This is a genomic window from Microbacterium sp. HJ5 (assembly GCF_054824025.1).
This window is the reverse complement of the sequence record NZ_JSYE01000007.1, coordinates 37,913-50,233: the sequence shown is the minus strand read 5'-3', so window position 1 is coordinate 50,233 and position 12,321 is coordinate 37,913. Positions and strand designations below refer to the sequence as shown.

Below are 12,321 nucleotides of genomic sequence, written 5' to 3'. Positions count from 1 at the left end.
CCATGGGCCGGACCGATCTCCCGGAGGAGCAGCAGCAGGCGCTGCGCAAGGCCATCCGCTGGGAATGGTTCACGATCGGCTACACGATCGTCACCATCGCCCTCATCGCCCTCGTCGTCGGCGGCTCGCAGGCGATGAAGACGGCGTGGATCGAGGACATGCTGTCTCTCATCCCGCAGATCTCCTTCCTCGTAGCGCTGCTCGTCATCCGCCGTCGTCCGAGCCGCAAGTATCCGTACGGCCTCCACCGGGCGATGGGCGTCGGACACCTCGTCGCCGGCGTCGCGCTGCTCGTCGTCGGCGGCAACCTCGCGGTCGAGGCCGTGCTCGGGCTGCTCCGCGCGGAGCATCCGGCCATCGGCACCGTCCAGGTCTTCGGCTACACCGTGTGGCTCGGCTGGTTCATGGTCGGCGTCATGAGCCTCGTCACCGTCGGCCCCTTCATCTACGGGCCGGCGAAGGCCAAGCTCGCGCCGGTGCTCCACAACAAGGTGCTCTACACCGACGCCGACATGGCGAAGGCCGACTGGACGACCACCGTCGCGTCCATCGTCGGCGTTCTCGGCATCGGCATCGGCTGGTGGTGGCTCGACGGCGCGGCCGCGCTGTTCATCTCGGTCGGAATCGTGTGGGACGGCATCCGCAACTCGCGTTCGGCGGTGCTCGACCTCATCGACCAGCGCGCCCGCACGCACGACGACGAGGCGCGGCATCCGCTCCACGGCCGCATCGTGGCGGCGCTCGACGCGCAGCCGTGGGTGCGCGAGTCGGGGGTGCGCATCCGCGACATGGGACAGGTGTTCCACGTGGAGGCGTTCGTCGTGCCGGACCGCGCGAAGGTGTCGCTGGATCGCATCGAGGCGGCGCGTCAGGCGCTCGCCGCCCTCGACTGGAAGATGCAGGACGTCGTGGTGATCCCGGTGCGCGAGCTTCCCGGCGAAGCCGCGCGCGGCGACGCGGAGGAGGCGAAGACGCCGACCTCTCCGCCGCCGGTCAGGCCGAGACGAGAGACGTGAGCGTCTCCGGCGACAGGGCGTGCTCGATCGCGAGCATGCTGGCGCCGAGGACCGCGGCGTTGTGCGCCGCCGCCGACTGCACGATCGACAGGTGCTCCGTGGCGAGGGGGATCGAGCGCGTGTAGACCACCTCGCGCACGCCGGCGATGAGGTGCTCGCCCACGCGCGCCATCGATCCGCCGATCGCGATGACGGACGGATTGACCAGGCTCACGCACGTGGTCAGCACCTCGCCGATGTCGCGGCCGGCCTGGCGCACCGCCTGGATCGCGTCGATGTTGCCGCGCTTGACGAGGTCGACGACGTCGTTGCCGTTCTCGGCCGCGACGCCCTGCGCACGCAGCGCACGCGCGATCGCCGGGCCCGAGGCGAGCGCCTCGAGGCACCCCTGGTTGCCGCAGTGGCACGGCACGCCCGCGCCGCGCGCCACGCGCACGTGGCCGATGTCGCCGGCGATGCCCTGGGCGCCGCGCTGGAGCGATCCGCCCGAGATGACGCCGGCGCCGATGCCGGTGGCGACCTTCACGAACATGAGGTGCTCGACGCCGGGGTATGCGGCCGCGCGCTCGCCGAGCGCCATGATGTTCACGTCGTTGTCGACCAGCACCGGCACATCGAGGTGCTGCTGCACCCAGCCGGGAACGTCGAAGCGGTCCCACCCGGGCATGATGGGCGGGTTGACGGGCTGACCGGTCGAGTGCTCGACGGGACCGGGGATGCCCATCCCGATCGCGGCGAGGTCGTCGGTCGAGCGGCCGATGCGCCCGAGCAGGGCGACGGCGTTCTCGACCATCCACGTGAGCACGGGCTCGGGGCCGAGCGTCACATCGAGCGGCTCGCCGTGCTCGGCGACGATGCTGCCCGCGAGATCGGTGACGGCGATCGTGGCGTGCGAGGCGCCGATGTCGGCGGCGAGCACGAGGCGGGCGCTCGGGTTGAGGGCGAACTGCGACGGTGGGCGCCCGCCGGTCGAGACGGTCTCGGCGATCGGAGTGATGAGCCCCATCCGCATGAGCTCGTCGACGCGGGCGGCGATCGTCGAGCGGGCGAGTCCGGTCGACTTCGCGAGCTCCGCGCGGGTGCGGGGCACCCCGTCACGCAGAAGCTGGAAAAGCTGACTCACTCCCGACACGTTCGTCGTCGATTCGATGCTCATTCTCGCCACATTTCAGTTTATCGGCGACGTGGGTGCGCCGAAGTTCCATGACTTCCGACGGGATGCCGCGGCCCGGCGCTCAGGACCGTTCATTAGTCCTCGCGCGCCGGGCCGGGGCATCCGCTCAGGTCGCTCGACCGGTCGGCTTCGCGAACCGCTGCTGCAGCAGCACGGCGACCACGATGATGATGCCCTTCACGACCGCCTGCACCGACGAGTTGAGGTTGTTCTGAACGAACACGTTGCTGAGCGTGGCGAAGATCAGCACACCGAAGACGGTGCCGGTGATCGTGCCGCGTCCGCCGATGAGGAGCGTGCCGCCGACGACCACCGAGGCGATCGCGTCGAGCTCGAGCAGTGTGCCGTGGGTCGAGGTGCCCGCCGTCGTGCGACCGAGGTACATGACCGCGGCGATGCCGGCGCACAGGCCCGAGATCGCGTACAGCCACATGGTGTGGCGCTTGACGTTGATGCCGGCGAGGCGCGCGGCCTCGCGGTTGCCGCCGATGGCGACGGTCCGGCGGCCGAACGTCGTGCGGTTGAGGACCACCCAGCCGAGCGCGGCGACGATCGCGAAGATCCAGATCAGGATGTCGACGCCGATGATGTCGAGGTTCAGGAACTCGATGAAGTCGCGGTTGCCGACCTGCAGCGTGCGACGCTCGGCGAGGATCTCGGCGAGACCTCGCGCCGCGACGAGCATGGCGAGGGTCGCCATGAACGCCACGACCTTGCCGTAGGCGATGATGACGCCGTTGATGAGGCCGGCGCCGAAGCCGACCAGCAGTGCGAAGACGATCATCACGGCCCAGTGCATCTGGTCGGCCAGGTCCTGCACGGCGGCGATGGTCGCGACGACGGACGCCAGGCCGATCACCGATCCGACGGACAGGTCGATGCCGCCGGCGATGATCACGAGGGTCATGCCGATGCTCACGACGCCGATGATCGACGCCTGGCGGAGGATCGTGAGGATGTTGCTGACGCTCGTGAAGGTGTCGGGTGCTGTCACCGCTCCGACGATCACCAGCACCAGCAGGGCGGCGACGAGGCCGAGGTTGCGGCCGACGGAGCCCGACATGAAGCGCTGGAAGGCGGACCTCCGGTGGTCGGTGTCGGGCGTGCCTGCGGGCGGCGGTGCCTCGCTGGCGGTCGGGACGCCTGCCGTCCCGGTGTTGGTCTGCTCGCTCACGCGGCGGTTCCTTTCATGACGAGATCGAGCACACCGTGCTCGTCGATCTGTGAGGCGGGAAGGGTCTGGAGCACGCGACCGTCGGCGACGACGAGGACGGTGTCGGCGAGGCCGAGCACCTCCTCGATCTCGCTCGAGACGATCACGACGGCGTTGCCCGCTGCGGCGAGGCGGCGGATGAGGGCGTAGATCTCGGCGCGCGCGCCGACGTCGACGCCGCGGGTGGGCTCGTCGAGCAGCAGCACCCGGGTGCCGTGGACGAGCCAGCGTGCCAGGAGGATCTTCTGCTGGTTGCCGCCCGAGAGCGTCATCGCCGGCCGATCGGGGTCTGCGGGACGCAGCTCGAGGGCATCGATCTGCTCGCGGGCGATCTTGCGCTCGGTCCGCTCGTCGAGGAAGCCCGCCTTCGCGAAGCGCGACATCGACGACAGGGTGACGTTCACGAAGATCGGCTCGTCGAGCACGAGGCCCTGGCTCTTGCGCTCCTCGGGGGAGAGGCCGACACCCGCGCGCACGGCGTGCACGACCGAGCCGCGGCGCACCGTCTTGCCGGCGACCTTGACGGTGCCGGCGGTGGCGCGACGCGCCCCGTACACGGTTTCGAGGATCTCGGAGCGACCGGAGCCCACGAGTCCTGCGAGGCCGACGATCTCGCCGGCCCGCACCGAGAACGACACGTCGGCGAACTCGCCCGCGAGCGCGAGGCCCTCCACCTCGAGCACCGTGGGCGCGTCGGCCGGCACGGCGACGGGCGGCGGGAAGACGTTCGCGACGTCGCGGCCGGTCATGAGCCGGATGAGCTCCGAGGTCGGAGTGTCCGCCACGGGGAGCCCGACCGCGGTGGTGCGGCCGTCCTTCAGGACCGTGATGCGGTCGCCGATCTGGCGGATCTCCTCGAGGCGGTGCGTGATGTAGACGACGGCGATGCCCTCGGAGGTGAGCTCCTTGACGACGTGGAAGAGGTTCTTGACCTCGTGGGTGTCGAGCACGGCCGACGGCTCGTCCATGATGATGAGCTTGATGTCGTGCGACAGGGCCCGCGCCATGCTGACGATCTGCTTGTTGGCCGCGCTCAGGGTGCCCACCTCGGTATGAGGGGAGAGGCCCGGATGTCCGAGCCGTCGCAGCAGCTCGCGCGTCTGCTTCGCCGCCTCGGATCGCTTGGAGAAGCCGCCGCGCGACAGTTCGTGGCCGAGGAAGATGTTCTCGGCGATCGTGAGACCGTCGACGACATCGAGCTCCTGGTACATCGTCGCGATGCCCAGGTCGATGGCCGACTCGGGGTTGGGGATCACGACGGGCTCGCCGAGCCACGAGATCTCGCCCTCGTCCGGGCGGTGCACGCCCGCGAGGGTCTTGATGAGCGTGGACTTGCCGGCACCGTTCTGGCCGAGCACGCAGTGCACCTCGCCCGCGAGCACCTGCAGATCCACGCCGCGCAGCGCCCGAACGCCGGCGAAGGCCTTCGTCACGCCTCTGACGTCGAGTAATGCCGATTCATGGTCAACTTTGATCACTCGCTGAACATAACACGTCTTGCCGTCGCTTGCCGAGACCCAATCGCGCACCGGCCGCCGCTCGTCGGTTGGGTGCCGCGAGCCCGTCATCCCTGATCTTCTGCCGATCAAGCGGGATTCACCCACTTCTGACGGGTGAAAAACAAAAGATGCCACTCTTGCGTGCACTTCTGCTACGGTGAGTTTCGTCAGCGTGGACCCCTTCGAGTGCGGGCAGCTTCCCCCTCGGCCCACGCTGTCGAAGCTGCATCACATTCAAGGAGGAAACACATGCGCTCACACCTGAAGGCGCGGACCCGCCTGGTGCTCACCGGCACCGCACTCGTGGCCGCCATCGGACTGCTCGCCGGCTGCACCGGCGGTGGGGCTGACGAGGAGAGTGTCGTCGACCAGGGGACCACCACCGAGGAGAACGCCGAGTCGGGCGACACCGTCGTCATCGGCTTCTCGGGCCCCGCGGCCGACCACGGCTGGCTCGGTGCCATCAACTCGGGCGCCCAGGCCGCGGCCGACAGCTTCGACGATGTCGAGCTGCGCGTCGCCGAGGGCACGAACGACCCGATCGCCCAGATCGCGGCCGTCGAGACGTTCGTCACCGACGGCGTGGACGCCATCGTGCTCCTGCCGACCGACGGTGCCGCGCTCACCGAGGCGGCGATCGCGGCGATGGAGGCCGGCGTGCCGGTCATCAACGTCGACCGCGAGTTCTCGAGCCCGTTCGCGGCGCGCGCCACGATCCTCGGCGACAACTACGGCATGGGCGTCAGCGCCGGCACCTACATCTGCGAGCAGCTCGACGGCAACACCGATGCCGTCGTCGCAGAGATCGCCGGCATCGACTCGCTGCCGCTGACGCAGGACCGCTCGGCGGGCTTCGCCGACGCACTCGAGGACTGCGGTCTCGAGGTCTCGGCTCGCGTGGCCGCCGACTTCACGGTCGCCGGCGGCGAGGCGGCAGCTTCGCAGCTGCTGTCGGCCAACCCGCAGATCGATGCGCTCTGGAACCACGACGACGACCAGGGCGTCGGCGTGCTCGCGGCCATCGACTCGGCCGGACGCGACGAGTTCTTCATGGTCGGCGGCGCCGGCAGCCGCAGCGCGATGGAGGCCATCGAGGCGGACGACACCGTGCTGAAGGCGACGGTCATCTACCCGTCGACGCAGGCCGCCGACGGCGTGGCGCTCGCGCGCCTCGTCGCCCAGGCGAAGACCATGGGCGACCTGATCACGCCCAGCATCCCGAACCGCATCGTGCTCGACGCGCCCGTCGTCACGAAGGACAACGTCGACCAGTTCATCGACCTCTCCTTCGAGTAAGCCCGACGACAGATCCGCGGGGCGTCCGCCGCACAGGCGGGCGCCCCGCGCCTCACCTCCCGAGAGAGGGGACACCGCGTTGACCGAGACGCTCCGCATCGCCATGATCGGCCACGGCTTCATGGGCGCCGCACACTCGCAGGGCTGGCGTGTCGCCCCCCGCTTCTTCGATCTTCCGCTCGAGCCCGAGATGACCGTCGTCGTCGGCCGCAACCAGGCCACCGTCGAGGCATCCGCCCGCAAATGGGGCTGGGCCGAGACGGCCACCGACTGGCGCGAGGTCATCGCGCGCGACGACATCGACGTCGTCGACATCGTCACCCCGGGCGACACCCACGCCGAGATCGCCATCGCGGCGCTCGAGGCGGGCAAGCACGTCCTGTGCGAGAAGCCCCTGGCCAACAGCGTCGCCGAGGCCGAGCGCATGGCGGCCGCCGCTGCCGCCGCCGCGGGGCGCGGCATCCGCTCGATGGTCGGCTTCACCTATCGCCGGGTGCCGGCGACCACCTTCGCGCGCGATCTCGTCGCCGCCGGGCGCATCGGCGAGATCCGCCAGGTGCGAGCCGAGTACCTGCAGGACTGGCTGATGGACGCCGAGGCGCCGCTCACGTGGCGCATGAAGAAGGAGCTGGCGGGCTCGGGCGCGCTCGGCGACATCGGAGCGCACGCCATCGACCTCACCGAGTACATCACCGGCCATAAGGTCACCACGGTCTCCGGCATCATCGAGACGATCGTCTCCGAGCGCCCGCTGCTCGGAGAGGGGGTCGGCCTCTCGGGCACCGCGTCCGCCGAGCGCGGCGAGGTCACCGTCGACGACCTCGCCCTGTTCACCGGGCGCCTCGAGTCCGGCGCCCTGGCGTCATTCGAGGCGACGCGCTTCCGCACCGGGCGCAAGAACGCCCTGCGCATCGAGATCTCCGGGTCGAAGGGGGCGATCGCGTTCGACCTCGAGCGCCTGAACGAGCTCGAGTTCTACGACGCGACCCTGCCCGAGACGGGCCTGGGGTTCCAGCGCATCCTCGTCACCGAGCACGACCACCCGTACCTGGCGCCCTGGTGGCCCACCGGTCATATGCTCGGCTACGAGCACGGCTTCTCGCACCAGGTGTTCGACTTCGTCACCGCGATCGGCGAGGGCGCGCAGCCGCGTCCCTCCTTCGACGACGGACTGCACGTCCAGCGCGTGCTCGACGCCGTCGAGCGCAGCTCCGCGTCCGGCAGCGCCTGGGTGCGCACCGACGCCTGAAACCCTCCACGAGAGAACCGAAGGGAACCGCAATGTCGCGACCGATCACATTGTTCACCGGGCAGTGGGCCGATCTGCCGTTCGAGGAGGTGGCGCGCCTCGCGGGCGAATGGGGCTACGACGGCCTCGAGGTCGCGTGCTGGGGCGACCACCTCGACCCCTGGCGCTGGGACGACGACGCCTACGTGCAGTCGCGCCTCGACATCCTCGAGCGCAACGGACTGAAGGTGTGGGCCATCTCCAACCACCTCAAGGGGCAGGCCGTCTGCGACGACCCGATCGACCAGCGCCACCGAGACATCCTGTCTGACCGCGTGTGGGGCGACGGTGACCCCGAGGGTGTGCGGCAGCGCGCGGCCGAGGAGATGAAGAACACGGCGCGCCTCGCTGCGAAGCTCGGCGTGAAGACCGTCGTGGGCTTCACGGGCTCCTCCATCTGGAAGTACGTCGCCATGTTCCCGCCGGTCTCGCAGGAGGCCGTCGACGCCGGCTACCAGGACTTCGCCGACCGCTGGAATCCGATCCTCGACGTCTTCGACGAGGTCGGCGTGCGGTTCGCCCACGAGGTGCACCCGTCCGAGATCGCGTACGACTACTGGACGACGGTGCGCACGCTCGAGGCGATCGGGCACCGCGAGGCGTTCGGCCTCAACTGGGACCCGTCGCACTTCATCTGGCAGCAGCTGAACCCCGTGGACTTCATCCTCGAGTTCTCGGACCGCATCTACCACGTCGACTGCAAGGACGTGAAGCTGAATCTCGGCAACGGCCGCAACGGCCGGCTCGGCTCGCACCTGGCGTGGGCCGACCTGCGCCGCGGCTGGGACTTCGTGTCGACGGGCCGCGGCGACGTGCCGTGGGAGGCGTCGTTCCGTGCGCTCAACAGCATCGGCTACGACGGCCCGATCTCGGTCGAGTGGGAGGACGCCGGCATGGATCGCCTCGTCGGCGCACCCGAGGCCCTCGAGTTCGTCAAGCGCAACGCCTTCGCCGCTCCCGAGGCGGCCTTCGACGCGGCCTTCAGCAGCCGCTGACGCGCACGAGGCGACAGGATGCCCCGTCCCGGGGCATCCTGTCGCTCCGTCGTGCGCGCCGCTCGCCCGCCCCGGGCCGCGGCGGCCCGGGGGTAGGGTTCACATCATGGCGACGACACCTCCCGGCTGGTACGACGACGGTCACGGCGCGCTGCGCTGGTGGGACGGCACCAACTGGACGGAGCACGTCGCGGCCCCCGACCCCGAGGGCGCCGAGGCCGGTGACGTGCCGACGGAGGCCGAGATCGTCGCCGCCTCCGAGGCCGAGGCCGGGGCCAGGGCGGAGTCGCAGCGCGTCGGCGCGGAGGTCGACGCCGCCACCGCGCTGGGCTTCGGGGTGCCGCCGGTCGGGGCCTCGCCCGAATACCCGGCCGCCGCCACGCACCCGGATCACCCGCAGGGTGCCTATCCCGGCGGGTACGCCGGCGCCGAGGGTGCGGTCGGGGCTTTCTCGGCCGCGACGCAGCCCCGCAAGTCGAACCTCTGGATCCTGTGGGTGGTGCTCGGCGTCGTGATGCTCGGCATCGTCATCGCCGCAGCCATCGTGATCCCGCTCATCTTCCTCGGCCTGTCGACGAGCGGCTCGTCCGGCTCCTCGGTCGATCCATCCGGTGCCGACGAGCAGGCCGCCGTCGCCGCCGTCGAGCTGTACGACGAGGCGTGGCAGAACGCCGATTGCGACGCCTACACCGAATCCACCACCGAATCCTTCCGCGAGGTCTCGCAGCTGCCGGACTGCCCGTCGTTCGAGGCCAGCGCGTCCGACTTCGCCTCCAGCGTCGAGGACTACGTCGTCACGGTGACCGGCATCGAGAGCGACGGCGAGTCGATCCTGGTCTCCACGACCGAGACCTACGCCGCCCTGTTCGACGAGGAGGGCAGCGAGCTCGACCCGCCGCAGCCCGAAGCCGTCGACTACGAGTACACGCTGATCGCCGTCGACGGCGGCTGGGTCATCGACGACCTCGTGAACTGAGCCGTGCCGGGCACCACCGCGCGGCCGAGGGACGCGCGCTTCGTCCTCACCTGCATCGGGATCGGCCTCCTGGCAGGGCTGCTCTCGGGCCTCTTCGGCGTCGGCGGCGGCACGGTGATCGTGCCGCTCCTCGTCCTCGTGCTCGGCTTCGACCAGAGGCTGGCCGCCGGTACCTCGCTCGCGGCCATCGTGCCGACCGCGACGGTCGGCGTCATCTCGTACGCGCTGCATGACTCGGTGGCGTGGATCCCCGCGCTGCTGCTCGCGGCAGGCGCCGTGGTCGGTGCGCAGGTCGGCACGTGGCTCCTGCCGAGGCTGTCGCAGACGGTGCTGCGCTGGGCCTTCGTCGGGTTCCTCGTCGTGGTCATCGTGAGTCTGTTCATCGTCGTGCCGTCGCGCGACGCCGAGCTCGAGCTCACACTGCTCAGCGGCGCCGGACTCGTCGTCCTCGGCGTCGTGACGGGCATCACGGCGGGGCTGATCGGAGTCGGCGGCGGGATCATCGTCGTCCCCGCGCTCATGATGCTGTTCGGCACGAGCGATCTCATCGCCAAGGGCACGTCGCTGCTCATGATGATCCCCACCGCCGTCTCCGGCACGATCGGCAACGTGCGCCGGTCGAACGTCGACCTCGTCGCGGCGGCGATCATCGGCGTCGCCGCCTGCACCACCACCGCCCTCGGAGCATGGATCGCCACCCTCGTCGACCCGCTGGCGGGCAACATCCTGTTCGCCGCCTTCCTGGTGGTGATCGCAGTCCAGATGGCGCTGCGCGCCATCCGCGGACGCCGGGGCTGATCCGAGCGGGCGCCGCCGCCGACCCGAGCGGCGCCGGGGCCGCGAGGCCGCTCGGTAGGATGGCCGGGTGCCAGTGAACCCCGAGATCGTCGGCCGGGCCTTCCCCCCGACGGCCCCCTACCTCGTCGGGCGGGAGAAGGTGCGCGAGTTCGCTCGGGCCGTCTTCGCCACCGACCCTCAGCACACCGACCCGGAAGCGGCGCAGGCCCTCGGCTACGCCGACGTGGTGGCGCCCCCCACCTTCGCGATGGTCGTGCAGGACTTCACCCTGCAGCAATTGCTCGCCGAGCCCGACTCCGGCATCGTGCTGCAGAACGTGCTCCATGCCGAGCAGCGCTTCCGGTACACGCGGCCCATCGTCGCCGGCGATCAGCTCACCGCGCGACTCTCGGTCACCGGCATCCGCACCCTCGGCGGCAACGCGATGGTGACAAGCGACGCCGAGATCACCGACGCCGAGGGCGGTCACGTCGTCACCGCGACCTCGGTCCTGCTGGTGGGGGAGGGCGACCAGTGAGCGCGCTCGAGATCGGCGCCGTGGGCGATGTCGTCGCGGAGCGCACCGTGCACCTCACCCGCGAGTCGCTGGTGCGCTACGCCGGCGCATCCGGCGACTTCAACCCCATCCACTACCGCGACGACGTCGCCGCCGCCGTCGGCCTGCCGGGCGTCCTCGCCCACGGCATGCTGACGATGGGGCTGGCCGTCGAGACGGTCGTCCCGTGGCTCGGCGACGCCGGCCGCATCATCGACTACGGCGTGCGGTTCACCCGTCCCGTGGTCGTCGACCCCGAGGTGGGGGCCGAGGTGAGCGTCGTCGCCAAGATCGGTGCCGTCGAGGACGACGCCGCGCGCATCGACCTGACCGTCACGTTCGGCGGCACCACCGTGCTCGGCAAGGCGCAGGTGCGCGTCCGCACCGCATGACCGAGGTCACCCCCGTCCCGCTCGCCGAGCTCACGACGCTGCGCACCGGCGGCGCGCCGGCGCGCATGCTCGAGGCATCCACGACGGATGAGCTCGTCGCGACCCTGCGCGAGGTCTGGGCGGACGGCGAGCCCTGGTTCGTGCTCGGCGGCGGGTCGAACCTGTTCGTCGGCGACGAGCCCTTCGACGGCACGGTCGTGCGGGTGCTCACTCAGGGAATCGAGCGGATGCCGGCTGCCCGGCCCGGCTTCGTCCGGCTGCGCATCCAGGCCGGCCACGACTGGGACGCCCTGGTGGCCTACGCGGTCGGCGAGGGGCTGGCGGGCATCGAGGCGATGTCCGGCATCCCGGGCACGGTCGGGGCGGCGCCCGTACAGAACATCGGCGCATACGGCCAGGAGATCGTGCAGACCCTCGTCGAGGTCGAGCTGATCGACGAGTCGACCGGCGAGATCTCGACCGTGCCGGCCGCCGATCTCGGGCTCGGCTTCCGCACCTCGGTCCTCAAGCATCACCACGGCTCGGTCCCGGCCCGGCGCGCGGTCATCCTCTCCGTGACCCTCGAGCTCGCCGAGGTCGGCCACGAAGAGCGCACGATCTCCGGGGAGCAGCTGCGCACCGCACTCGGCCTCTCACCCGACGACACGGTCTCGGTTGCGTGGGTCCGCGACCACGTGCTGACCACGCGCGCACGCAAGGGCATGGTTCTCGACGCCGACGATCCCGACACGTACAGCGCGGGTTCGTTCTTCCAGAACGCCGTGGTGTCGGCATCCTTCGCCCGCACTCTTCCCGACGCGTGCCCGCGCTGGCCGGTCGCGCCCGACCTCGACCCGGTGCTCGTGATCCCGCTCTCCGCGTTCGACGGCTACGTGCCGCCGCCGGCGTCTGTGGAGTCCGACGTCAAGGTCAGCGCCGCGTGGCTCATCGAGCACAGCGGCGTGCGCAAGGGATTCAAGCTTCCCCGCTCGCGTGCGGCGCTGTCGTCCAAGCACGCGCTCGCGCTGACCAATCGCGGAAGCGCGACGGCGGCGGAGCTGGCGGAGCTCGCCCGCTACATCCAGGGCCGCGTGCAGGCCGAGTTCGGGCTCGTCCTCCAGCCGGAGCCCGTGCTGGTGAACGTCGAGCTGTAGCACGCC

12 protein-coding genes are annotated in these 12,321 nt (G+C 70.5%); 9 read left to right on the top strand and 3 right to left on the bottom strand.

Translation table 11 applies throughout. The features are described from left to right. The first annotated feature begins 2 nt into the window (after window positions 1-2). A complete protein-coding gene (locus tag OB08_RS03180) occupies window positions 3-1,016 on the top strand; it encodes a cation diffusion facilitator family transporter (protein ID WP_461472088.1) in 1,014 nt (337 codons plus the stop codon). On the opposite strand, the gene OB08_RS03175 is transcribed toward OB08_RS03180, so the two are convergent. The 3 genes from OB08_RS03175 to OB08_RS03165 all read right to left on the bottom strand — a co-directional run bounded on the left by OB08_RS03175 (window position 994) and on the right by OB08_RS03165 (window position 4,836). Continuing rightward, complete coding sequence (locus OB08_RS03175; protein ID WP_461472029.1) at window positions 994-2,172, bottom strand: ROK family transcriptional regulator; 1,179 nt, start codon at window positions 2,170-2,172, stop codon at window positions 994-996. The genes OB08_RS03180 and OB08_RS03175 overlap by 23 nt on opposite strands. 124 nt (window positions 2,173-2,296) lie before the next feature. Further along, complete coding sequence (locus tag OB08_RS03170) at window positions 2,297-3,364, bottom strand: ABC transporter permease (RefSeq protein ID WP_461472027.1); 1,068 nt, start codon at window positions 3,362-3,364, stop codon at window positions 2,297-2,299. Continuing rightward, window positions 3,361-4,836 (bottom strand): sugar ABC transporter ATP-binding protein, encoded by a 1,476-nt coding sequence (locus OB08_RS03165; RefSeq protein ID WP_461472025.1) that lies wholly within the window; start codon window positions 4,834-4,836, stop codon window positions 3,361-3,363. The genes OB08_RS03170 and OB08_RS03165 overlap by 4 nt, the downstream gene beginning before the upstream one ends. Window positions 4,837-5,151: 315 nt before the next feature. On the opposite strand from OB08_RS03165, the gene OB08_RS03160 reads away from it, so the two are divergent. The 8 genes from OB08_RS03160 (at window position 5,152) to OB08_RS03125 (ending at window position 12,315) form a co-directional block, all read left to right on the top strand. Next, window positions 5,152-6,198 (top strand): substrate-binding domain-containing protein, encoded by a 1,047-nt coding sequence (locus tag OB08_RS03160; RefSeq protein ID WP_461472023.1) that lies wholly within the window; start codon window positions 5,152-5,154, stop codon window positions 6,196-6,198. Between the two features lie 103 nt (window positions 6,199-6,301). Then, a complete protein-coding gene (locus tag OB08_RS03155; protein ID WP_461472086.1) occupies window positions 6,302-7,447 on the top strand; it encodes a Gfo/Idh/MocA family protein in 1,146 nt (381 codons plus the stop codon). A gap of 32 nt (window positions 7,448-7,479) precedes the next feature. Next, the gene (locus OB08_RS03150; RefSeq protein WP_461472021.1) at window positions 7,480-8,481 is read left to right on the top strand and encodes a sugar phosphate isomerase/epimerase family protein; all 1,002 of its coding nucleotides are present in this window, start codon (window positions 7,480-7,482) and stop codon (window positions 8,479-8,481) included. 106 nt (window positions 8,482-8,587) lie between these two features. Then, entirely contained in the window at window positions 8,588-9,457 is an 870-nt protein-coding gene (locus tag OB08_RS03145; protein WP_461472019.1) for a DUF2510 domain-containing protein, read from the top strand. Between the two features lie 3 nt (window positions 9,458-9,460). Beyond that, entirely contained in the window at window positions 9,461-10,255 is a 795-nt protein-coding gene (locus OB08_RS03140; protein WP_461472017.1) for a sulfite exporter TauE/SafE family protein, read from the top strand. 67 nt (window positions 10,256-10,322) lie between these two features. After that, on the top strand, window positions 10,323-10,772 hold the full coding sequence (locus OB08_RS03135) for an FAS1-like dehydratase domain-containing protein (protein ID WP_461472015.1): 450 nt from the start codon (window positions 10,323-10,325) through the stop codon (window positions 10,770-10,772). Beyond that, the gene (locus tag OB08_RS03130) at window positions 10,769-11,182 is read left to right on the top strand and encodes a MaoC/PaaZ C-terminal domain-containing protein (RefSeq protein WP_461472013.1); all 414 of its coding nucleotides are present in this window, start codon (window positions 10,769-10,771) and stop codon (window positions 11,180-11,182) included. The genes OB08_RS03135 and OB08_RS03130 overlap by 4 nt, the downstream gene beginning before the upstream one ends. Further along, the gene (locus OB08_RS03125; RefSeq protein ID WP_461472011.1) at window positions 11,179-12,315 is read left to right on the top strand and encodes a UDP-N-acetylmuramate dehydrogenase; all 1,137 of its coding nucleotides are present in this window, start codon (window positions 11,179-11,181) and stop codon (window positions 12,313-12,315) included. Before OB08_RS03130 ends, OB08_RS03125 begins: the two co-directional genes overlap by 4 nt. Window positions 12,316-12,321 lie beyond the last annotated feature (6 nt).

Excerpts from the sequence above, each read along its gene's own strand:
- OB08_RS03155 (WP_461472086.1), top strand. The coding sequence starts at position 6,302 with ATGATCGGCCACGGCTTCATGGGCGCCGCACACTCGCAGGGCTGGCGT.
- OB08_RS03150 (WP_461472021.1), top strand. The coding sequence starts at position 7,480 with ATGTCGCGACCGATCACATTGTTCACCGGGCAGTGGGCCGATCTGCCG.
- OB08_RS03125 (WP_461472011.1), top strand. The coding sequence starts at position 11,179 with ATGACCGAGGTCACCCCCGTCCCGCTCGCCGAGCTCACGACGCTGCGC.
- OB08_RS03160 (WP_461472023.1), top strand. The coding sequence starts at position 5,152 with ATGCGCTCACACCTGAAGGCGCGGACCCGCCTGGTGCTCACCGGCACC.
- OB08_RS03175 (WP_461472029.1), bottom strand. The coding sequence starts at position 2,172 with ATGAGCATCGAATCGACGACGAACGTGTCGGGAGTGAGTCAGCTTTTC.
- OB08_RS03180 (WP_461472088.1), top strand. The coding sequence starts at position 3 with ATGGGCCGGACCGATCTCCCGGAGGAGCAGCAGCAGGCGCTGCGCAAG.
- OB08_RS03145 (WP_461472019.1), top strand. The coding sequence starts at position 8,588 with ATGGCGACGACACCTCCCGGCTGGTACGACGACGGTCACGGCGCGCTG.